Origin of the sequence: Streptomyces sp. NPDC059255 (assembly GCF_042752355.1) — a bacterium.
Classification (GTDB): Bacteria; Actinomycetota; Actinomycetes; order Streptomycetales; family Streptomycetaceae; genus Streptomyces.
Map to the genome: position 1 here is coordinate 26,167 of NZ_JBHYZP010000049.1, position 22,221 is coordinate 48,387.

17 protein-coding genes are annotated in these 22,221 nt (G+C 73.1%); 9 read left to right on the forward strand and 8 right to left on the reverse strand.

From position 1 onward, the window contains the following. Positions 1–26 precede the first annotated feature (26 nt). Entirely contained in the window at positions 27–1,238 is a 1,212-nt protein-coding gene (locus tag ACFXKG_RS37045) for an aldose epimerase family protein (protein ID WP_384848661.1), read from the forward strand. Positions 1,239–1,324: 86 nt separating this feature from the next. On the opposite strand, the gene ACFXKG_RS37050 is transcribed toward ACFXKG_RS37045, so the two are convergent. Next, on the reverse strand, positions 1,325–3,184 hold the full coding sequence (locus ACFXKG_RS37050) for a glycoside hydrolase family 9 protein (RefSeq protein WP_384848664.1): 1,860 nt from the start codon (positions 3,182–3,184) through the stop codon (positions 1,325–1,327). 332 nt (positions 3,185–3,516) lie between these two features. Between ACFXKG_RS37050 and ACFXKG_RS37055 the strand changes: the two genes are divergently transcribed. Genes ACFXKG_RS37055 through ACFXKG_RS37065 form a run of 3 tightly spaced genes read left to right on the forward strand, consistent with a single transcriptional unit; the run spans position 3,517 to position 5,815 of the window. Next, positions 3,517–4,278: a LamB/YcsF family protein gene (locus ACFXKG_RS37055; RefSeq protein ID WP_384848667.1), complete on the forward strand. Its 762-nt coding sequence runs from the start codon at positions 3,517–3,519 to the stop codon at positions 4,276–4,278. Then, positions 4,275–4,922 (forward strand): allophanate hydrolase subunit 1, encoded by a 648-nt coding sequence (locus ACFXKG_RS37060; RefSeq protein ID WP_384848670.1) that lies wholly within the window; start codon positions 4,275–4,277, stop codon positions 4,920–4,922. Before ACFXKG_RS37055 ends, ACFXKG_RS37060 begins: the two co-directional genes overlap by 4 nt. Continuing rightward, the gene (locus tag ACFXKG_RS37065; protein WP_384848673.1) at positions 4,919–5,815 is read left to right on the forward strand and encodes a biotin-dependent carboxyltransferase family protein; all 897 of its coding nucleotides are present in this window, start codon (positions 4,919–4,921) and stop codon (positions 5,813–5,815) included. The genes ACFXKG_RS37060 and ACFXKG_RS37065 overlap by 4 nt, the downstream gene beginning before the upstream one ends. 347 nt (positions 5,816–6,162) lie before the next feature. On the opposite strand, the gene ACFXKG_RS37070 is transcribed toward ACFXKG_RS37065, so the two are convergent. After that, positions 6,163–7,203, reverse strand: coding sequence for a sporulation protein (locus tag ACFXKG_RS37070; RefSeq protein ID WP_384848676.1), 1,041 nt, complete (start codon positions 7,201–7,203; stop codon positions 6,163–6,165). 272 nt (positions 7,204–7,475) lie between these two features. On the opposite strand from ACFXKG_RS37070, the gene ACFXKG_RS37075 reads away from it, so the two are divergent. After that, positions 7,476–7,967, forward strand: coding sequence for a carboxymuconolactone decarboxylase family protein (locus tag ACFXKG_RS37075; RefSeq protein ID WP_384848679.1), 492 nt, complete (start codon positions 7,476–7,478; stop codon positions 7,965–7,967). Between the two features lie 147 nt (positions 7,968–8,114). Here the strand turns inward: ACFXKG_RS37075 and ACFXKG_RS37080 are convergent, their stop codons facing one another. The 6 genes from ACFXKG_RS37080 to ACFXKG_RS37105 form a co-directional block, all read right to left on the reverse strand. Continuing rightward, the gene (locus ACFXKG_RS37080) at positions 8,115–8,996 is read right to left on the reverse strand and encodes an aminotransferase class IV (RefSeq protein ID WP_384848682.1); all 882 of its coding nucleotides are present in this window, start codon (positions 8,994–8,996) and stop codon (positions 8,115–8,117) included. A gap of 40 nt (positions 8,997–9,036) precedes the next feature. Further along, positions 9,037–10,263, reverse strand: a complete 1,227-nt coding sequence (locus ACFXKG_RS37085) for an FAD-dependent monooxygenase (protein ID WP_384848685.1) — start codon at positions 10,261–10,263, stop codon at positions 9,037–9,039. Position 10,264: 1 nt separating this feature from the next. Continuing rightward, positions 10,265–11,911 carry a class I adenylate-forming enzyme family protein gene (locus ACFXKG_RS37090; protein ID WP_384848688.1) on the reverse strand — a complete coding sequence of 549 codons (1,647 nt, stop codon included), beginning with the start codon at positions 11,909–11,911 and terminating at the stop codon, positions 10,265–10,267. Positions 11,912–11,952: 41 nt separating this feature from the next. Next, on the reverse strand, positions 11,953–13,548 hold the full coding sequence (locus ACFXKG_RS37095; protein ID WP_384848691.1) for an AMP-binding protein: 1,596 nt from the start codon (positions 13,546–13,548) through the stop codon (positions 11,953–11,955). Next, complete coding sequence (pabB, locus tag ACFXKG_RS37100; protein WP_384848694.1) at positions 13,545–15,752, reverse strand: aminodeoxychorismate synthase component I; 2,208 nt, start codon at positions 15,750–15,752, stop codon at positions 13,545–13,547. The genes ACFXKG_RS37095 and pabB overlap by 4 nt, the downstream gene beginning before the upstream one ends. Before the next feature lie 80 nt (positions 15,753–15,832). After that, complete coding sequence (locus ACFXKG_RS37105) at positions 15,833–16,501, reverse strand: antibiotic biosynthesis monooxygenase (RefSeq protein ID WP_384848697.1); 669 nt, start codon at positions 16,499–16,501, stop codon at positions 15,833–15,835. Between the two features lie 314 nt (positions 16,502–16,815). Here ACFXKG_RS37105 and ACFXKG_RS37110 point away from each other — a divergent pair, with 314 nt between their 5' ends. The 4 genes from ACFXKG_RS37110 (at position 16,816) to ACFXKG_RS37125 (ending at position 22,200) form a co-directional block, all read left to right on the forward strand. After that, a complete protein-coding gene (locus ACFXKG_RS37110; RefSeq protein ID WP_384848700.1) occupies positions 16,816–18,843 on the forward strand; it encodes a GTP-binding protein in 2,028 nt (675 codons plus the stop codon). Between the two features lie 164 nt (positions 18,844–19,007). Next, positions 19,008–20,060 carry an iron-siderophore ABC transporter substrate-binding protein gene (locus ACFXKG_RS37115; protein WP_384848703.1) on the forward strand — a complete coding sequence of 351 codons (1,053 nt, stop codon included), beginning with the start codon at positions 19,008–19,010 and terminating at the stop codon, positions 20,058–20,060. A 15-nt stretch (positions 20,061–20,075) separates the two neighbouring features. Then, entirely contained in the window at positions 20,076–21,113 is a 1,038-nt protein-coding gene (locus tag ACFXKG_RS37120; protein WP_384848706.1) for a FecCD family ABC transporter permease, read from the forward strand. A gap of 22 nt (positions 21,114–21,135) precedes the next feature. Further along, positions 21,136–22,200, forward strand: coding sequence for a FecCD family ABC transporter permease (locus ACFXKG_RS37125; RefSeq protein ID WP_384848734.1), 1,065 nt, complete (start codon positions 21,136–21,138; stop codon positions 22,198–22,200). Positions 22,201–22,221 lie beyond the last annotated feature (21 nt).

A 22,221-nucleotide genomic window follows, 5' to 3' on the forward strand; every position in this document is an offset into this window, starting at 1 on the left:
CATCCCCTCTGTCAGGAGCCGCACGCATGACCACTGAGCCGCTGCACACAGAAGCGGAAGCGACGAAGGACCGCCACCGGACGGGCGCCGGCCCGGCGACCAGACGCACCGTGCTGGCGGGCGCCGCCGCGGTCGGCCTGACCGCCGCCGTGACCGGCCAGGCCCGGGCCGCCTCGGGGGGCAGGGCCCCCGCCCGGGAGCTCTTCGGCCGGCTCGCCGACGGCACCAAGGTGCACCGCTGGACCCTGGAGAACGGCGGTACCCGCCTCAAGGTGCTCAGCTACGGCGGCATCGTCCAGTCCCTGGAGATCCCCGACCGGCGCGGCCGCCGCACGAACGTCTCCCTCGGCTTCGACAACCTGGACGACTACCTCACGGCGACCACCTTCTTCGGCGCCCTGATCGGACGGTACGGGAACCGGATCGCCGGGGGCCGCTTCACCCTCGACGGCCGGACCTACCAACTCCCCCTGAACGACGGGCCGAACACCCTGCACGGCGGCACCAAGGGGTTCGACAAGAGGGTCTGGGACGTCGAGCCCTTCACGGACGCCACCGGAGTGGGCCTCGTCCTGCGCCACATCAGCCCCGACGGCGAGATGGGCTACCCCGGCACGCTCAAGGTGAAGGTGACGTACACCCTCACACCGCGCGGCACCTGGCGCATCGACTACGCGGCCACCACGGACCGGGCCACCGTCGTCAACCTCACCAACCACACCTACTTCAACCTCGCCGGGGAGGGGAGCGGCGATGTGTACGGCCACGAACTGACCCTGGAGGCCTCCCGCTTCACCCCCGTCGACACCACCCTGATCCCGACGGGGGAGCTGGCGAGGGTGGCGGGGACGCCCTTCGACTTCCGTACGGGCAAACCCGTGGGCCGGGACATCCGCGCGGGCCACCCCCAGCTCGTGCGCGGCCAGGGCTTCGACCACAACTGGGTGCTCGACAAGGGCCTCACCACCGCACCCCGGCCCGCGGCCACCCTCCGGGACCCGGGCTCCGGGCGCACCGTACGGATCGCGACGACCGAGCCGGGGGTGCAGTTCTACTCGGGGAACTTCCTCGTCGGTACCCTGACCGGCACCGCGGGCCGGATCTACCGGCAGGGCGACGGACTGTGCCTGGAGACCCAGCACTTCCCCGACTCCCCGAACCAGCCCTCGTTCCCCTCGACCGTCCTGCGCCCGGGTGACACCTACCGGTCCACGACGGAGCACTCCTTCCACGCCTGAGCGCACACCGGGAGACGGGCCCCCGACACGCTCGGGGGCCCGTCCCCGCACGGTGCGGCGCGCGCTCAGCCGCACGCGGGGCGGGTTCAGCCGCGGGTGGACGGCTCGGCGGCGAAGGCCGCGAGCCACACCAGCGGGGCGTTCCAGTTGACCGCCACCTCGTTGGTGGAGTACGAGCCGATGTCGTCGATGTAGCAGGCGGCCGGCGCGCACCCGGGCAGCCGCTCCTGCGCGACCGGGTCCTGGAGCCCCGCGTTGGGGCCGCCCGCGAGCGAGCCCGCCGGCGGGCGGGGGAGTGACGGGTCCGCCTGGTGCGCCCAGAACCGGTGGTGCTGGTTCTGCGAGGACCGCTCGCCGTACCCGGTGACGTAGGACAGGTCGAGTGCGTTGCGGCCCAGCAGGTAGTCGAGCGTCTCGACCGCCCCGGCGTGGTAGCGCTGCCCGCCCGTCAGGTCGTACGCCACGGCCAGCACCACCGCGTTGTTGGCGACCTGGCCGTTCGAGCCCCACACGTACCCGCTCGCGGGGAGCGGCACCGCGTACCCCTGACCCGCCATCGTGGCGAGGTGGCCGTCGGCGGCCGCGGTCACCGAGGCGCGGATCCGGGCCGTGTCGGACGCGGCGAGCCCGGTGGGCACGGTGGCGAGGGTGAGCCGGCCGAGCGCCGCCGTGTCGGCCCAGCCGAATCCGAACGCGGTGAGGGCGTTCGCGGAGGTGTGCCAGGGCGAGGTGGTGACGGCGTCGCGGTACGCGGCCTCCCCGGTCGTCGCGTACAGCTCGGCGGCGGCCCAGTAGAACTCGTCGCTCACCGTCGCGTCACCGTAGGCACCACCGCCCGTCCCGTCCGAATCCGGCGCGATCAGCGCCGGGTTGGCGCGGGCCGCCGTCCAGGCGCGCCGGGCCGAGTCCAGACAGCGGGCCGCGAACGCCGCGTCGTACGGGGCGTAGACCCGGGCGCACTGGGCGGCGGTGGCCGCCAGGTTGAGGGTCGCCGCCGTCGACGGGCGGTGCAGCTCCCGCTGCTGGCCGTCCTGCTCGGGCCGGGTGGGCAGCGCCGTCCAGGCCGCGTCATGGATCTTGTGGAACGCCATCCCGGCGCGCGGCTTGTCCGCCGGCACCTGCATCCGCAGCAGGAAGTCCAGCTCCCAGCGCGCCTCGTCCAGCATGTCGGGGACGCCGTTGCCGCGCTCCGGGATCCGGAGCGTGGAATCGCCCAGCGCCCCGGCCGTACCGGCCCGACCGGCGCGTTCGTACGCGTTGACCATCAGCCAGGTGGACAGGCCCCCGTTGACGACGTACTTGCCGTGGTCCCCCGCGTCGTACCAGCCGCCCCGCACATCGCGGCTGTAGTCGCAGACCCCGGCCTGGCAGGGCACGCTCGTGTCACCCTTGTTCGGCGCGACCCCGAGATGTCCGGCGGGGCGCCCGTACCCCGCGCCCGCGAGCGACGCCTCTATCGCGATGCCGCTGCGCTGCTGGTGGAAGAAGGACATCGCGTCCGAACGGAGCGCCCGGTAGAGCCCGGTGCCGATGGCGAAGGGATGGCTGCTCCGCCCGTCCACGACGAGGGTGAAGTTGCTTCCCGTACCCGTGTAGGAGGAGAAGTCCGCGAGGTGGGTGGCGTCGCGCGAGGCGGTGTCGGTGCCCCGGACGGTGGTGGCCCCGGAGGCGACGACCGCGCCCGCGGCGTTTCTGAGCTGCCAGGTGAGCGGCGCCGCCGACGCGGTCACGACGGTGGCGCGCTTGGGGCCGTCCGGCAGATAGCCGAGCTGATTGGTGCGCACCGGGGTGTCCGCCGCGGCGGACCGGGCGGCCCCGGAGACGTCGGCGCCGACGGCGGACGTGGTCGCGGGACCGGTGACCAGCAGCGCGGCCGAGAGCGCCGCGGCGGCGAGCCAGGAGACGGTACGGCGTGGACCGCGGAGCGGATACGTCGGAACGGGCATGGTGGGGGACCCCTTCGCAGGCGGCTCGAACACGGGGGCGGGAGCGCGGGGATGGGAGCGCTCCCAATCGGAGCGTTGCATGGACACGTCAAGCGGTCAATGTGTGCGGCGCGGAAAAGAACCCGGCGCCGCCACCGGGCCGGAGCGTACGGCGCGGGGCGCGGGAGGGGGCCGCGCGGACCGACATGATGGAACCGTCCCCGCAACCGCAACCGCAACCGCAACCGCAACCGGAACTTCGACCGTAACGGCAACGGCAACGGCAACCGGAACCCCGACCGCAACCGGAACCCCGACCGCAACCGGAACCTCCCGACCTGGCAGGTGTGTCCATGACGATCGACCTCAACAGCGACCTCGGCGAAGGCTTCGGCGCCTGGCGCCTCGGCGACGACGACGCCCTCCTCGCCCTCGTCACCAGCGCCAACGTCGCCTGCGGCTTCCACGCTGGCGACCCGACCGTGATGCGGCGCGTCTGCGAGGCGGCGGCCCGCCGCGGTGTCGCGATCGGCGCCCAGGTCGGCTACCGCGACCTGCCCGGCTTCGGCCGCCGCTTCATCGACGTGGACCCGCCGGAACTCGTCAACGACGTCGTCTACCAGATCGCCGCCCTCGACGGCTTCGCCCGCCTCGCCGGCACCCGTGTCACCTACGTCAAACCCCACGGCGCCCTCTACAACGCGATCGTCCACCACGAGGAGCAGGCCGCCGCCGTGGCCGAGGCCGTGCACCGCTACGACCCCGCCCTGCCCGTGCTCGGGCTGCCCGGCAGCGCCTGGCTGCGCCACGCCGGCCGCGCCGGACTGCCCTGCTTCCAGGAGGCGTTCGCCGACCGCGCGTACACCCCCCGGGGCACCCTCGTCCCCCGCCGTGAATCCGGCGCCGTACTGCACGACCCCGAGGTGATCGTGGCGCGCTCCCTGCGCCTGGTCACCGAGGGCGTGGTCCGAGCCGTCGACGGCACCGACGTCCCCGTCCGAGCCGACTCCCTCTGCGTCCACGGCGACACCCCGGGCGCGGTGGACATCGCCCGCCGCCTCCGCGACACCCTCACCCGTACGGGCCACGGCCCCCGGCCCTTCACCGGACGATGACCGCGCCGGCCGGCCCCGTCCTGCGGCCCATGGGCAGCGCGGCGCTCCTCGCCGAACTCGACGGACTCGACGCCGTCCTCGCCCTGCGCGCCGCGCTGGCGGACGACACACCGCGCGGCGTACGGGAACTGATCGCCGCCGCCCGCACCCTGCTGATCACCTACGACCCCGGGGTCACCGGGCGCGAGACGCTTGCCCGCGAGGTGACCCGCCGCGCCCGGGCGCCCCGTACCGTAGGGCCTCCCGCGGCCGGCCCCCACGGCGAACTGACCGTCCCCGTACGGTACGACGGCGCCGATCTCGACGAGGTGGCGCGGCGCACCGGGCTGACCCCGGCCGAGGTGATCGCCCGTCACACCGCGCCTCGGTACACCGTGGCCTTCGCCGGATTCGCGCCCGGCTTCGGCTATCTGACCGGCACCGACCCGCTGCTCGCGCTGGACCGCCGTGCGGAGCCCCGCACCGAGGTGCCGGCGGGCTCCGTCGCCGTGGCGGGCGGCTACACCGGCGTCTACCCCCGCCCCTCACCCGGCGGCTGGCACCTCCTGGGCACCACCTCGCTCACCCTGTGGGACGAGCGGCGCGACCCGCCGGCGCTGCTCGTACCCGGCAGGGCCGTCCGGCTGCGGGAGGTCGGCCGGTGAACGGGCGTCACCTGGAGATCCTCGCCCCGGGACCGCTGACCACCGTCCAGGACCTCGGCAGGCCCGGCTGGGCCCATCTCGGTGTGACGGCGTCCGGCGCCGCGGACACCGCCTCCCTCACCCTCGCCAACCGGCTGCTCGGCAACCCGGAGAACACCGCGGCGCTGGAGATCACCCTCGGCGGGCTGCGCGCCCGGATCCACTCCCGCGGCCCGGACGGGGCACCGGGCGTGCTCCACCTCGCCCTCACCGGAGCGCCCTGCCCGGTCCGGCTCGGCGGCGCGGCCGCGGGGATGAACGCCCCGGTCGCCGCGGCCGACGGGCACCTCCTCGAACTGGGGCCGCCCTCCTCCGGGCTGCGCACCTATCTCGCCGTACGGGGCGGGCTCGACGTACCGCCCACCCTCGGCTCCCGGTCGGCCGATCTGCTCTCGGGCCTCGGCCCGCCGCCCCTGACGGCGGGCGAGCTGCTGGCCGTCGCACCGGCCGCGGGGCCGCTGCCCGGCGTGGATCTGGCGCCGTGCGCCGCCCCGCCACGGGAGTTCACCCTCCGGGTGGTGCCGGGGCCGCGGGACGACTGGTTCGACGAGACGTCGCGCGAGACCCTCTACCGGGCACGCTGGGAGGCCACCAGCCGGAGCAACCGGGTAGGGGTGCGGCTGGCCGGCCCCGCCCTCGTACGCGGGAGGCACGATGAGCTGCCGACCGAGGGCATGGTCCGCGGCGCGCTCCAAGTGCCCCCGAACGGGCTGCCGATCCTCTTCCTCGCCGACCACCCGGTCACCGGCGGCTATCCGGTCATCGGGGTCGTCCACGCGGACGACCTCTCCCTCGCCGGGCAGCTTCCGCCGGGCGCGACCGTGCGCTTCCGGCGTCACGGGTCCGGCCACTGACCCGGCGCCACGGCTCCGGCCACCGAGCCGGGCCGGGAGCGCGGCTGTGGTCCGTCTCATAGAAGAACGGGGCGCGGAACGGGAACGCGATGCAATGGTTTACCGTTCATACATATGTGGACGCGGAGGGAACCGTGTCCCCGGGCCTCCCCCCGAGCGCCCGGGAACGCCGAAAGGCGACCGCCCTCCGCGACCGCACCGGAACGGCCCCGGCTGGAATCCCCCGTCCAGCCGGGGCCTTCGTGCGTCCGCACCTGAGTGCCGCCGGGCCGCCGTTGCCGCTCGGCGACGACGGTCCGCCGTCCCGAAGCCCGGCCGCGGGTGCGGCCCCGGCCCCGGGACGGCCGCTACTCCTCGTCCCCGCCCTCGTCCTCGTCGCCCTCGAAGGCGTCGCCGATCTCGTCGACGACCTCCGCCGCGACCATGCCGCCCACGATGCCGACCGCCACACCCGCGGCGACGCCGGCCACCACGGCCCCCGTGCTCGGCCCGGAGCGGCGCTCACCGGAGTGGTGCTCACCATGACCGTGGTCGGGGTAGCCGCCGTGCCCGCCCTGGTGGCCGTAACCGCCGTAACCACCCTGCCCGTGGGCGCCGTACGAGCCGGCCCGCGCGGCGTGCGCGTCGACGACCTGCCGCAGCCATCCCTCGACCTCGGTGTTCCACGCCGTCCGCGCCACGTCGTGGTGCGAGACGGCGAACCGGTGCACGGTGTCGTGGCCGCCGGAGAAGAGTCCGCCGCGCTTGTCGGCCTCGATGACGACCTCCATCCCGCCGGGTGTGGCGAGGAAGGTCACCTCGATCTCGTTCACCGTGTGCGCGTACTGCGCCGGCGGGTTGAGTTCCAGCTCCTGGTAGAAGGGCAGCTGCTGGCCGGAGCCGTGGATGTGCCCCAGCTCCAAGTCGGCTGATTTGAAACCCCAGCCGAGCTGTCCGAGAGCCTCCAGGATCGCCTCCTGGACCGGCAGCGGCGCCACGCGGAGCTGGTCGAGATCGCCCTTGTCGCGGGCTCCGGCCACGGCCAGCTCGGTCCGTACGCCCAGCACCACGCCCAGCGGCTGGCCGTGCAGTTCGGTCACCGGCGTCTCCCACGGGAGGGTCAGCGAGAACGGCACGGCGTACTCGCTCTCCTCGGCCAGCCGGAAGCCGCCGCCGACCACCGCACGGTCGAAGACCACGGTCCCGTCGGTCTCGCCGTCCTCGCCCTCCGCCTCCACACGGGCGACCAGATCCAGCGTGATCTGCTCGATCTCCACGTCCGCCCCGCCGCCGCGCACCAGCACCCGGCCGGTCAGGGGACCGCCGGGGACGGCGGTCGTGCTGTCCAGCACCGTGTCGACCGAGGGCCCGCCGACACCGACGGCTCCGAGCAGTTTCTTGAACACCATCGTGGCGTCCACTCCTTCATATGCTTCTGTCGTTCCCTGCACGGATCCCCGCTGAGGACCGGCGGGGCGTGGGGAGCCCCCAGAACTACCCCAGAGGGTAAAGCGATTCCCAAGACGCGCCCCGGGAGCGACGGTTTCCAGCCACTCGGGCGGTGGGGCGGCCTCCCCGCCGGGCCCGGGCGGCCCTCCGTACCCCGGAACCCGCGGAAAGCTCTTCCGGTATTTCTCGGTTCCGTTCCCCGACCGCCCTTCCTGGGAATAGAGTTCGGGGTATGACCAGCAATGAATCCGCTCCCCGTGTACCGCTGAAGAAACTCACCCCGGACGTCTCCGGTGCCATGGGCGCTCTGCACGCCGCCGCCGTTTCCGCGGCGGCCGACGCCAAGGTCGAGCCGGAAATCCTGGAACTGATCAGGATTCGCGCCTCGCAGATCAACGGCTGCGCCTTCTGCCTCGACATGCATACGAAGGACGCCCGTGCCCAGGGCGAGGCGGAGCACCGTATCTACGCGCTGAACGCCTGGCGGGAGACGCCGTTCTTCACCGAGCGGGAGCGTGCCGCCCTCGCGCTGACCGAGGCCGTGACCCTGGTGCACGACGGGCAGGTGCCGGACCCGGTGTACGCGGAGGCCGCCGCCGTCTTCGAGGAGGCGCAGGTCGCCGCGTTGATCTGGGCGGCCACCGTCATCAACGCGTACAACCGCATCGCCATCGCCACCCGGATGATTCCGGGCGCGTACCAGCCGGTCCCCAAGAATTCCTGAACCAGGGATACGGAGAAACGCGGATATCGCGCCGAGCCGTTCAGAACGGCTCGGCGCGATATCCGCGTTCGAATTCCCGGGCTTCCGCTTGCGGGGTATCCGTGTCCGGAGGTCAGATTCCGGTGCCGGACATCCTTTCGGCGGGGTTCACGGCCAGTCCACCGGAAGCGGCTCGGTGATACCGGCCAGCCATTCCCGCCACTCCGGCGCGCGGGTCGCCGCCCCCGCCTCCATCGGCCGCCCCGTCCAGGCCGTCACCGGACGGATCCCGTGCAGCGCGTTGACCAGCCACACCTCACGTCCGGCCAGCTCGGCCACCGTGCGGTCACGGGCGACGAACGGGATCCGCGCCCGGCGGGCCCGTTCGCGGATGACCGCCGTGGTGACCCCCGCCAGCACCGGAAGCGCCGGCGAGGGCACACAGAGCGTCCCCTCCTCCCACCACAGCACACTGGAGTACGCGGCCTCCAGCACCAGCCCCGACGCGGAGGTGAGCAGCGCCTCGTCGGCCCCGTGGGCGGCCGCCCGCCGCCGTACCCCGGCGAGTGTGTCCAGGTCCGGGCCCTTGCGCCGGGGGACCGTCCGCGGGTCCTGCTGGCCGTCCGCCCAGACCCGCACCCGCGAGGTGAGCGGCGGAGCGGCCCGTAACCGCAGCCTCAGCAGCGGAGTACGTCCAGGCGGCGCCAGTTCCACCCGGGGGAACCACATCCCCTGGCGCGGCAGTGCGGCCGTCATGTCCTGCCAGAACGCCGCCAGTTGACCGTGGGGCAGCTCCATGGTCTCGGCGCAGGCGCGCAGAAACCGCTCGCGGTGCCGGGAGAACGCCCGTACCCGCCCGTCGACGACCAGCCACGAGTCCGCGGCCGGCAGCGCCCCGCCGGACCCGCCGGCGCCCCCTGCCCCGGCCGGGCCGCCGGCCTGCGCCGGCCCCCCGGCCGGCTCCGCCAGAACGGTGAAGCCGTGGCCGGGCTCCCAGCCCAGAACCCGTTCCGTGACCGCGTCCGCGTGATCGGTCGGTGTCGCCGCCATCCGGTCGTCCCTCCTGTCGTCCGTCACACCCAGCCTGTCGTCAGTATGTGCGGCCCGCGCCGGCCGGAGAGCCGTGCCGGGGACCGTACGGCGCGCGCTCCAGCCATTCGCCGCACCACGGCAGTACGGGAGAGAGCGCCGCCGCGGCGCGCTGCTTGACCCGGACGGCCCGCCGCGGCCGGAGATGGTCGAGCGCCGCCCCCGCCGCCGCGCTGTTGAACAGCGCCGCCGCCCGCCGGGCCGCGGCGAACTCCTCGACGGGGCGCGCCGACCCCGTGGCGATCCCCTCGGCGACGGCCGAGGCCGCGGCCGCCGCGTCCGCGATCCCGCTGTTCATGCCGCGCGCGCCGAACGGCGGAAAGAGGTGCGCCGCCTCGCCGACGAAGAGCACCCGGCGCCCCGGATCGGTGAACTCGGCGGCCACCTTGCGGAGGAAGCGGTACGTCGACACCCACAGCACCCGCTCGTCGTAACCCTCCCCCACGAGCCGGGGCAGCCACCTCCGTACCGCCTCCTTCGTCCCGTACGCCTCGGGCTCGTCGTCGTCCCGGCACTGGAGATCGACCTGGAACCCGCCGGTGAACGGGACCCGCATCACCGTGCGCCCGCCCGCCCCCGGATGCTCGTAGTGGAACACCCGCTCCAGGGGCAGCTCCGCGCCCGGGATGTCGGCGACGTCCACCACCACGTGGAAGCCCTCGGACCGGACCCCCCGCATCGGGATGTCGAGCTGGGCCCGCACCGTCGAACGGGCGCCGTCGGCCGCTATCACATGGCTGCCCGACCAGTCCCTGCCGTCGCCGGTGGTGATGCCGACCCGGTCCTTCGACACCCGCACCTGCTCGACCCGCGCCCCCCACTCGAAGCGCACACCGGCGGCCTCGCACGCCGCGAGCAGGAACCTCTCCGTGTCCACCTGCCGCAGACTCGTGAACGGTGTGCTCCGCACGGCCGCCGCGCCCGCCGCGTCCCCGGCCGGCGCGGGGGAGGGCGCGGGGAAGGTCCGCGCGTACACCTCACGCCCCCGGTACAGGGTGCGTCGGGTGTGCCAGGTCCGGCCGTACGCGACGAACTCGGCCGCGAGCCCCGGGCGCATCCGCTCCAGCAGCTGCAAGGTCTCCCGGTGCACGAACAGGGCCCGGCTGCCCGGCCGTTCGCGGCCCTTCGGATCGGCCTCCAGCACGGTGACCGGCAGTCCGCCCGCCCGTAGCGCGAGCGCCGCCGACAGGCCCACGGGTCCGGCGCCCACCACCATGACCGAGGTCATCTCAGCCTCCGAAACGGACGGCGGGCAGGACACCCTCGGTGAGCATGGCCGTGATCTCCACCCGTTTGATCTTCCACGTCGACGTCCTCGGCAGATCGTCGAACCGCCACTGCAGCGGCGCCGACATCACGGGCAGATCCGCGGTGGCCGCACGCCACCGCCGGGTGTCCAGCGGCTCGTCGCCCCGGACACACACCACCGGCACCGGCTCGCGTTCCGCGCCCGGCACGATCACGACCTCGCGCAGCTCGTCCAGGCGGGACATCAGCACGTCCTCCACCGCCAGATTGCTGTTCACCTCGTCGATCAGGTCGATCTCCCGGTCCATCAGATAGAGCCCGCCCCAGCGGCCGCGGTACCCCACGTCCCCCATCTGCCACCAGCCGTCGCGCAGTTGCCGGTCGTAGGTCTCCTGCGCCCCCAGATAGGTGAGGATGCGGCCCCGGGTGCGGGCCTCGATACGGCCCGGTGTGCCGGGCGCGGCCGGGCGTCCCTCGCCGTCCGCGATCCGGACCCGGGTGAACCCGGGGATCGCCGTCCCCACCCGCCTGCCGTCCGCCTTCGCGGCGCCGCGCCGCGAATACCACTGGAACGCCACCGGACCCGTCTCGCTCTGCCCGTAGAGCTGTACGAGCCAGGGCGCGCGCCGCCGGGAGGCGCCCAGCAGCTTGCGGACGGTGCGCGGATGGATGGCGTCGAAGGTGGACCCGTACGAACGCACCCAGGACAGCGGCGCACCGGGCGCGTCCGCGAGCTCCTCCCACAGCACGAAGGTGTTGGGATGGGTCTCGACGATGCCGGGCCGGTGCCGGGCGAGCAGCGGCCCCGCCGACGCCGGGTCGGGGTCGACGATCAGCAGCAGCGGGCTGCCGAAGTGCAGCAGCACACCGAGCAGATGGTAGAAGCGGGAGTGCACGAAGGACAGGTGCAGCGCCGCGCTCTCGCCGCGGGTCGGCCAGCCCATCGCCTTCTGCGGGACCAGCCGGTTCCACATCGTGTTGGCGCAGTGCACCGCCAGCTTCGGCACCCCCGTGGTGCCCGAGCTGTGGGTGATCAGCGAGGGTTCGCGCGGGTGGAGCCGTACCGGCGCGTGCGGCGGCGCGCCGACGTACGTGTCCAGTGGTACGGCGCCACCCGGCTCCGCGGCGGCGCCGCCGCTCGGGTCGACGGTGAGCACCTGCCGGACCAGCCCGGCGATCCCGGGGGCGCGGGCGCCCGGCGCGCCGGCCTCCGCCGCGGGCGTGCCCGCGTCCCGCAGCGAACCGTCCAGCGTGGCCCGGTCGGTGAGCAGCCAGGGTTGATCGAGACGGTCCAGCAGCTCACCGGCGACCCGGCCGTGCAGCCCGGGCGAGAGCAGCGCGGGCACGGCCCCGATCCGGGAGACCGCGCAGGCCAGCACCACGATGTCGACGTTGTCCGTCTTGTGGATGGCGACCCGCTCGGTCGGTCTGACGCCCGCCGCCCAGAGCCGCGCGGAGAGGTCGTCCACGAGATCGGCCAGTTCCGGATAGCTGAGGTCGAGCCCGGCCCCGGGGCTCACGTCCAGCGGCCGGTCCAGAGTGACGGGGACCGCGCCGTACCGGCGGGCGGCCTGCTGGAACATCATCCCGAGCGAGAAACCGCGCTCGGAGAGGAGGGGCTGTCGCATGGGGCGGTTCCATTCTGAACGTCCGTATGTCCGCGATGAGTTCACCAGGAGCCTCCGCGGACGAGATGGCGGCGGAGCTTGCCGGTCGGGGTGCGCGGCAGCGACTCCACGACACGGACCGTCCTCGGCACCTTGAACGGGGCGAGCCGCTTCCTGGCGAGTGCGGTGATCTCCGCGGCCAGCGCTTCGGCGTCCTCGGCCGGCGCGGCCGGCACCACGAACGCCCGCAGCCGGGTGGCGCCCTCGTCGTCGGTGACGGCCGACACGGCCACCTCACGGACCGCCGGGTGCGTGCGCAGCACGGCCTCGATCTCCAGTGGTGACACGGTGATGCCGCCCACCATCTCCATGTCGTCCGTCCTGCCGAGATGGCGGTACGTGCCGTCGGGCTCGCGCCGGGCGCGGTCCCGGGTGGCCAGCCAGCCGCCGGCCCGGGTACGGGCGCTGTCCTCGGGCAGGTTGAGGTACGCGGAGGTCACCGTGGGCCCCTTCACCCACAGTTCGCCCTCCTCGCCGTCCGGCACCGGCGCCCCGGCGCCGTCCCGCAGCTGCACCTCGTACCCCGGCACCGGTCGGCCCACGGTCCCCGGCGTGTTGTGGGAGAGGCCGTTGGCACAGAAGGCGTGTCCCACCTCGGTCGAGCCGATCTGCTCCAGGACGGGCGCGCCGAGCAGTTCGGAGACCCGCTCGCCCAGTCCGGCGGGCATCCCCTCACCGGCCGAGACCGCGGCGCGTACGGAGGCGAAGCACGCCGCGTGTCCGTCCGCCCGGTCGGCGACCAGCGCCGCGTACGCCGACGGCACGGAGTACAGCAGGGTCACCCGGTGGCGTGCCACCAGTTCGTCCACGGCGGCGGGGGAGGGGCGCCGGTCGACCAGGACCGCGGAGGACCCGGAGAAGAGCGGGAAGACGAACGCGTTGCCGAAGCCGTACGCGAAGAAGAGCTTGGAGACCGACAGGGTGACGTCGTCGGGCCCGATCCGCAGCAGCCGCCTCCCGATGAACTCGTAGTACGCCTCCGGGTCCCCGTGGCGGTGCACCACACCCTTGGGGCGCCCGGTCGTGCCGGACGTGTACTGGATGTACAGCGGGGTGCCGGACCCGGCGGGGCGGGCGGCGGCCGGTTCCGCGGTGCAGGCGAGCGCCAGGAGCTGGTCGCTGAACAGCCGCCGCTCCGGCGGGATCCTGTCCTCCAGCCCGGGACCGGTCACGCCCAGGGTGACCCCGGCGTCCTCGGCCATGAACGCGTGGTCGGAGCGCGGCAGTTCGGGATTGACCAGGACCGCGGTGGCGCCGAGCCGCGCCAGCGCGAGGAACGTGGTCACCCAGGCGATGGAGTCGGGGAGCGCGAGCAGCACCCGGTCACCGGGGGCGACCCCCCGGTCGGCCAGCACGGTGGCGGCGCGTGCCGCGAGGTCGTGCACCTCTCCGTGCGTCCAGACCCGGTGCTCCTGGTGGAACGCCGGCCGACGGGTCCAGCCGTGCCGCTCCGCCAGGTCGGCGAGGTCGGCGGCCAGGTTGCCCGGACGGCTCCTGGCGGTGCCCGGACGCCCCGGGTGTCCGTCGGCGACGGCGCGGGGATCAGGTGGCGCGGCGGAGGGGCGCGGGGTCAGGCGCAGGGTGGTGGGGGGCGTCAACGGACCGGCTCCTCTACGGGGACAGCGGGGTGCGGGGCGCCGGAGAGGACCGTGTGGTCCCGGTAGGCGCGCATGGGGGCGGCGGTCTTGAGCAGCATCTCGTCGTACTCCGCCACGGGGTCGGAGCCGAGGACGATGGCGCCGCCCGCCCCGAGCCGCATCCGGCCGCCGCTGAACACGGCCGTACGGATGACGATGTTGAGGTCCGCGGCGCCGTTGCAGCTCAGATAGCCGATGGCGCCGGAGTACACCCCGCGGGCCCGGGTTTCGAGGCGGTCGATGATCTCCAGGGTGCGCAGCTTCGGCGCCCCGGTCATCGAACCGCCGGGGAAGCAGGCGCGTACGCAGTCCAGCGCGCTCCGGTCCTCCTGGAGCTCGCCCCGCACCGTGGAGACGAGCTGGTGCACGGTCGCGTAGGTCTCGGTCGCCATCAGCCGGGGCACCCGCACGGTGCCGGTCCGGCAGACCCGGCCCAGGTCGTTGCGGAGCAGGTCGACGATCATCAGGTTCTCGGACCTGGTCTTCTCGTCGGCGGCGAGCGACTCCCGCAGCCGGGCGTCCTCCTCGGGCCGCTCGCTGCGCGGTGCCGTGCCCTTGATCGGCTTGGCCTCCACGGTGCCGTCCCGGTCGATCCGCAGGAACCGCTCGGGCGACGAGCACGCCACATCGACGTCGCCGAATTGCAGATAGGCCGCGTACGGGGCCGGGTTGTGGCGGCGCAGCACCCGGTAGAAGTCGTAGGCGTCGGGCGGCGCCGGCAGATCGGCGGCGTTGGTGAGGCAGATCTCGTAGCTCACCCCGGCGGCCAGCTCGCGCTGGCAGGACTCGATGTCGGCGAGATAGGTTCTGCGGTCGCGCTCCAGCCACGGCTCGGCGGCGCCGAGGTCGGCGACGGCCGGGCGCGGCGCGGCGGGCTCGCGGGCCGCGGGCACGCAACTCAGCTCGGCCACCGCCGAGTCGAGCCAGTCGGCGGCCTCCCGCGCCCCGCGCGGGGTGTTCTCGGCGAGGGCGACCGCGTACGTGGTGCCCTCCTGGTGGTCCACCGCCACGATCCGGTCGGCGAACAGCCAGCAGGCGTCGGGGGTTTCGGCCCGGTGCTGGTTGGGGGACCCGCACTCGGCCTTCATCTCGTACCCGAAGTACCCGACGTAGCCGCCCGTGAAGTCGAAGGGCAGCTCGGGCGCGTCCACCGCACGGTCGGCCAACTGGCGCGCGAGATGGTCGAACACGCTGCCCGGCACGCGGCGCACGGCCTGCCCGGTCCGCTCGGTCTCGCAGTGCCCCGATCCGACGTCGTACCGTACGAACTCGGCGAGCGGGCCCGTGCCGTCCCCGAAGAACGAGAAGCGGGACCGGCCGGCCTCGACCCGCGCGCTGTCCAGCCAGAACGCGCGCGGCGCGGCGGCGCACATCCGGGTGAACGCGGCCTCGGGGTCCACGGCGGTGTCGATCATCCTGCTGTGCAGGCGGTAGTCGCCCGTTCCGGTGGTGCGGGGCCGGGCCCTGGAGGCCGGGGCCCCGCCGGCCGGTGCGGCCTCCGCCTCCGCGTCCGCCTTCACCTTCACCGTGGTGCGGGGGGCGGCCACGGTCCGCCGTCTCCCGGTGCGCGCATGGCCCGAACGCGACCAGGAGGCGGTGAGTTCCGCGAAGTTGGCGAGCATCCGGTGGCCGAACTCGGTGAGGATCGACTCGGGGTGGAACTGCACGCCCCACATCGGCCGGGTCCGGTGCCGCAGCCCCATCAGCACCCCGTCCTCGGCCCACGCGGTGGCCTCCAGGGTCGGCGGCAGCGGCTCGCGTACGGCCAGCGAGTGGTAGCGCACCGCGGTGAAGTTCTGCGGTATCCCGCGGAACAGCTCCCGGCCGTCGTGCCGGATGACGGAGAGATGGCCGTGCCGGGGGCGGGGCGCCGCGACCACCTGGGCCAACTCGCCCACCGCGATGCCCTGATGGCCCAGACACACCCCGAGCACGGGTATCCCGGACCGGGCGAGCAGCGCCGTACCGATACCGAAGTCGCGCGCCGTGCCGGGGTGTCCCGGCCCCGGGGACACCACGACGTTGTCGAACTTCCGCAGATCCAGCTCCGCGCCGCCCGGCGCGTCGTTGAGCAGTACGACCGGCTCCTCGCCGTTGACCTCGGCGATGAGCTGGAACAGGTTGTACGTGTACGAGTCGTAATTGTCGATGAGCAGAGTCTTCACCCGGCCCACCTCCTTTTCGTCTTTCCGGGGCCTTGCGGTTCCATGCCTCGTCCCGTGCCCCTTGTTTCCGCGCGTTCCTTTCAAGCGGCCCGGCGCTTGTGCCGTCCGCGGAGCGCCTGGAGAGGGGGATACAGCCATTTCTTGAGGAAGCGCTGAAGACGCGGCATCAGCACCCAGGTGACAATGGCCGTCACGCTCAGGCAGAGAATGAGTGTGCGTACGAGTGCGTTGAGACCGCCTAAGTAGGGGATCACCGTCAGGTTGAAGACGAGCACCGGCGGAAAGACGGCGCCCATGTTCACGAACCACAGCTTCCATTTCGGCGGCGGCCGGGGCGGCGTCGGCGGCGCCACCTCCGGCGGTCCCTCGAACCAGGCGCTGAGACCTCGTATCCTCCGGTGCCCGGTCTCCCGGGCGAGCTGATCCCCGTACGACACCAACTGCGTCCGGGCGGCCGACTCCTCCCACGCCGCCGTGGAATGGTCCGAGTCGAACCGGTGAATGACATGCCATTCCGATCCGATGTTCCCGGGGGCGAGGACACCTCCGCCCAGATAACCCGGAACGCGGGCCGCCGCGCCCAGCACCGCCATCGCCCATGAGCGGAACTCGCTTTCGCGGCCCGGCGCGACATGGTAGGCGGTCGTGACGGTGATCGGTTCGTTCGGCACTCCGGCCGTGACCTCCTTTTGGGCATCGCGATGTCTGTGATCCCTTGGCCGGTGATCCCAATTCATCGAGCCGGACATCCTTGAATACGAAAGCACTGTGCCATGTGTTCAAACGGTTCCGGACGAATCCTGTGAATCCTTGGCGGAGACCCTTCACACCCCTCCGGCCTGCGCGGCAGACACCCGCCCTCCGGCCCCGCCCGTCCGCGTCTCCCCGCCGCCGCGTAAACCGGTTGCCTCCGCGGACGGCCCTCTGATCAACTGCCGCTCGTCACCCGCACAGCCGCCGACGACCCGTACGGCACCGGACGACCCAGGAGCGATGATCATGCGCGGATCTCTCATGTCCACCCCGAAAGGAACCCCCGTCTACCCCGAGGACATGACACTCCGTGCACACGCTCAACCTGGGAATCCTGGCGCATGTTGACGCCGGAAAGACAAGCCTGACCGAGCGGCTCCTCCACGCCGCCGACGTCATCGACGAGATCGGCAGCGTCGACGACGGCAGTACCCAGACCGACTCCCTCGCGCTGGAGCGGCAACGCGGCATCACCATCAAGTCCGCCGTCGCCTCCTTCGTCGTCGGCGACACCACGGTCAACCTGATCGACACCCCGGGCCACCCGGACTTCATCGCCGAGGTCGAACGCGTCCTGAGCGTGCTCGACGGCGCCGTCCTCGTCGTCTCCGCCGTGGAAGGCGTCCAGGCGCAGACCCGCGTGCTGATGCGGACCCTGCGGCGGCTGCGCATCCCCACCCTCGTCTTCGTCAACAAGATCGACCGGCCGGGCGCCGGGTACGCGCGCGTCCTGCGCGGCATCACGGAGAAGCTCGCCCCGTCGGGCATCGCCCTCACCGCGGCCGGCGGGCTCGGCACCCCCGGCGCCCACGCCCGGCCGTACGGACCCGCCGACCCGGCGTTCGCCGCCGAACTGGCCGCGCTCCTCGCCGACCACGACGACGCGCTCCTGGCCGCGTACGTCGACGACGGCGCGCCCCTCCGGTACGCCCGGCTCCGCGGCGAACTCGCCGCGCAGACCCGGCGGTCGCTGGTGCACCCGGTGTTCTTCGGCTCGGCCATCACCGGCGCGGGAGTCGAGGCACTGATGGCCGGGATCACCGAACTGCTGCCGACGGCGCGCGGCGACGCCGGGGGACCCGTCTCGGGCTCCGTCTTCAAGATCGACCGCGGCCCGGCGGGCGAGAAGATCGCCTACGTCCGGATGTTCTCCGGCACGGTCCGGGTACGCGACCGGCTGCCGCTCCACCCCGTCCCCCGGGACGCGGCCGAGCGGACGGGCAAGGTCACCGCGATCGGTGTGTTCGAGCGCGGCCCCGCCGTCCCCGGCGACGCGCTCACCGCCGGCCGGATCGGAACGCTGGCGGGACTCGCGGACATCCGGATCGGCGACACGATCGGCACACCGCGCCCCGGACCCGCGCCCGCCCACCACTTCGCCCCGCCGACCCTGGAGACCGTCGTCACCCCGGTGCGCGCCGCCGACCGGGGAGCACTGCATCTCGCGCTGGTCCGCCTCGCCGAACAGGACCCGCTGATCGGGCTGCGCCGGGACGACGTACGGCAGGAGACCTCCGTCTCGCTCTACGGCGAGGTGCAGAAGGAGGTGATCCAGGCGACGCTCGCGGACGACTTCGGCATCGGCGTCACGTTCCGGGAGACGACGACCCTCCACATCGAGCGGCCGGCCGGCACCGGCGCCGCCGCCGAGATCCTCGACAAGGACGCCAACCCGTTCCTCGCCACCGTCGGCCTGCGCGTCGAACCGGCACCCGCCGGCAGCGGTGTCGAGTTCCGGCTCGGCGTCGAACTCGGCTCCATGCCCTACGCGTTCATCAAGGCCGTCCGGGAGACCGTCACCGAGACCCTGGAGCAGGGGCTGTACGGGTGGCGGGTCACCGACTGCCTGGTCACCCTGACCCACTCCGGCTACGCCCCGCGGCAGAGCCACTCCCACGCCGTCTTCGACAAGAGCATGTCGAGCACGGCGGGCGACTTCCGCCACCTGACCCCACTGGTCCTGATGGACGCGCTGCAGCGGGCCGGCACCCGGGTGTACGAGCCGGTGCACCGCTTCCGGCTCGACATCCCGGCCGACCTCTTCGGCGCGGTGCTCCCCGTACTGGCCCGGCTGCGAGCCGTCCCGAGGACCTCGGCGCCGCAGGGCGCCTCGTACCTCGTGGAGGGTGACATCCCGGCCGCTTCGGTGCACGGACTCGAACTCCAACTTCCGTCGCTGACCAGCGGCGAGGGCGTGCTGGAGTATTTCTTCGACCACTACCGGCAGGTCCCGGGCGCGCCCCCGGCACGACCGCGCACCGACCACGACCCGCTGCACCGCACGGAGTACCTGCTGCGCGTGCAGCGCCGCGTGGGTGTCCGGCGGGACGACGACTGACGGAACCGGGGGCGGGCGACACGGCACGGCGGCCGAGAACGGCGGAAGGCGCGCCCGCGCGACCGGAGGCGGGCGCGCGGGCCGGTTGAAAGGAAAATCCGACTTAGCTTAGGCTTGCCTAAGAAGTTGCGATCTGTGCTGCCCACGAAACCTGAGGAACACCCATGCCATCCTGGTTCACCCGCGTGCGTCGTCGGACCCTCGCCGTCACGGCGACCGCCGCCGCGCTCACCCTGGTTCTCGGCGGCTGTTCGTCGGACGGCGACGAGAAGTCCGCTGCCCCGGCCGGGAGCGGGGCGAGTGACGGGGCGTTCCCGGTCACGATCAAGAGCGCCCTCGGATCGGCGGAGATCACCGAGCAGCCCGAGCGGGTCGTGACCCTGGGGCAGGGGTCCGCGGAGACCGCGATCGCCCTCGGCCACACGCCCGTGGGCATCGAGAGCTACGAGTGGGGCAGTGACAGGACCGGCTACCTGCCGTGGATCCACGACGCGGTGACCAAGGCCGGCGGCAAACTGCCGAAGCAGTTCGCCGGCGGGGAGGACATCGACTTCGAGGCCATCACCGAACTCGAACCCGATGTGATCCTGGCCCCCTGGTCGGGTGTCACCCAGGAGCAGTTCGACATCCTCTCCGACATCGCGCCGACCGTCGCCTACCCCGAACTGGCCTGGAGCACCAACTGGGACGAGCAGATCGAGATCATCGCCAAGGCGCTGGGGCAGCCGGACGACGCGAAGAAGCTCATCTCGACGATCGAGAAGCAGCTCGCGGACGCCGCCGCGACCCGGCCGAAGTACAAGAACGTCTCGTTCTCGTACATCTACACCTCCGGCCCGGGCACACTCGGCGTCTTCCTCCCGGAGGAGCAGCGCGTCGAGATGGTCTCCTCCCTCGGCCTCACCGTCGACCCGGTGGTGAAGACGTTCAAGGAGACCAAGGGCACCGACTCGGCCCTGATCGGACTGGAGAACGCGGAGAAGCTCTCCGACAGCGACCTCGTCTTCACCTTCTACTCGGACGCCAAGACCCGTAAGGAGACCGAGGCGCAGAAGCTGTACGCGGCGATCCCCGCCGTCAAGCGCGACTCGCTCGTCGCCAGTGACGACACCTCCTTCGTCACCGCGTCCTCGATCATCAACCCGCTCACCGTTCCCTGGGTCATCGACCGCTACCTCCCGCTGATCGACGCGGCCGTCGCCAAGCTCGACAAGTAAGGCGTACGGAACCGGATGACCACCACCGCACCGGCCCGAACGGGCGGCCCCGGCACCTCGCGTGCCGGGGCCGCCCGGTGGGTCCCCGCCCTGCTCACCGGGGCCGTCCTGCTCGTCCTCGCGGGGACCGCGAGCGTGATGTTCGGCAGCAGGACCACATCGTTCGGGGACGTCCTGGACGTCCTTGCGGGGACCGCCGACCCCTATGTCGCCACCGTCGTCGAGAGCCGTTACCCGCGGACGGCGCTCGGCGCGCTGGCGGGAGTCTGCCTCGCCGTCGCCGGCACCCTGATGCAGGGGGTCACCCGCAACCCCCTCGCGGATCCGGGGCTGCTCGGGATCAACGCCGGCGCGGCCGCGAGCATCGTCGCGGCGACGGCCTTCCTGGGCGCGTCGGGCCGCTCCGACACCATGTGGTGGGCGCTGCCCGGCGCCCTGCTGGCCGGGTTCCTGGTCCATGTCATCGGCTCCGCGGGGGCGAGTACGAGCCTGGTGCGGCTGGTCCTGGCGGGAGCCGTCCTCTCCGCGGTGCTGATGGCGTTCATCCAGGCGGTGACGCTGAGCAGACCGAAGGTCTTCGACAGCTACCGCTACTGGGTGGTCGGCGCGCTCGGCGGCCGGGACTTCGACGTGCTCTGGTCCGTCCAGCCGTTCGCCGCGACCGGACTCGTCCTCGCGCTGCTGCTGGGCCCCGGCCTCAACGCGCTCGCCCTCGGCGACGCGTCGGCCGCCTCGCTCGGCGCGCACCCGGCGCTGCTGCGGGCCGGCGGACTGATCGCCGCGACCCTGCTCAGCGCCGCGGCGACGGCCGCGGTCGGCCCCATCGCCTTCGTCGGCCTCGCCGTACCGCACATCGTGCGCGCCGTGGTCGGCGTCGACTTCCGGATACAGATCGTGTTCTCGGCGATCGCCGGTCCCGCGCTGCTGCTCCTGGCGGACGTGCTGGGCCGGATCGTCCTGCGCCCGCAGGAGCTGATGGTCGGGGTGGTGACGGCGTTCGTCGGGGCGCCCGCGCTGCTGGTGGCCGTGCGCGGGATGAAGGGCAGCACATGAGGGGCAGCACATGGGGGAGCGCATGACGGGGAGTCAGACCATGGCCCGCACCGCCGCGCCACGCGGCTGTCTCACCCTCGGGCGCACGGTGGCGGTGCCGGTACGGCGCAGATCGGTCGTGATCGCCCTCGTCACGGCGGTCCTGACGCTGGCCGCCGCCGTCGCCACGCTGTCCCTGGGACGGCTCGGCATCCCGCTCCCGGATCTCGCGGACGCCGTCACCGGCGGCGCGCGCGGGACGGACGCCTTCGTCCTGGAGCGACTGCGCGGGCCGCGGCTGACGGTGGCGGTCGGCACGGGCGCGGCGCTCGGGCTGTCCGGCGCGCTCTTCCAGTCGGTCACCCGCAACCCGCTGGGCAGCCCGGACGTGATCGGTCTGGGCGCGGGCGCCGGCGCGGGCGCCGCCATCGTGGCGCTGCTGCTGCCCGGCACCGTACCCGTGCCGCTCGGCGCCCTGGCCGGGGCGGTGCTCGCCATGGCGCTGGTGTACGTGTCGACGGGCAGCGGATTCCGCAACCCGGGGCGCCTGGTCGTGGCCGGTATCGGGGTGGCCGCCATCGCCACGGCGGTCACGCAGTACGTCGTCTACGCCGTGGAGCGCGACAAGGCGGCCGTCCTGACCGCCTACCTCAACGGCAGCCTGGCGGCCCGGTCCTGGGACCACGCCGGCACCATCTGGCTGGTCCTGCTCCTCGTCGCCCCCTGCACCGCGCTGATCGCGCGCCGTCTCGACATCGCGGAGATGGGCGACGAGATCGCCGGGGGACTGGGCTCGGAGCCCAGGACCACGAAGACCACCGCCGTCGTCCTGTCGATCGTCCTCTCCGCCGGCGCGGTCAGCGTCTCGGGGCCGATCGCCTTCATCGCCCTGACGGCCCCGCAGATCGCCCGGCGCCTCACCCGCGGCTCGGGCCCGCACCTGCTGCTCTCCACCCTGATGGGGGCTCTGCTGCTGGTGCTCGCGGACCTCTGCGCACAGCAACTGCCGCTCTTCGAGAACCTGCCGGTCGGCATCTACACCCTGGCCGTCGGGGGCGCGTATCTCGGATATCTGCTGATCCGCGAGTGGCGCAAGGGGGTGCTGTAGCGAGGCGGGCGGGTCCTCGCG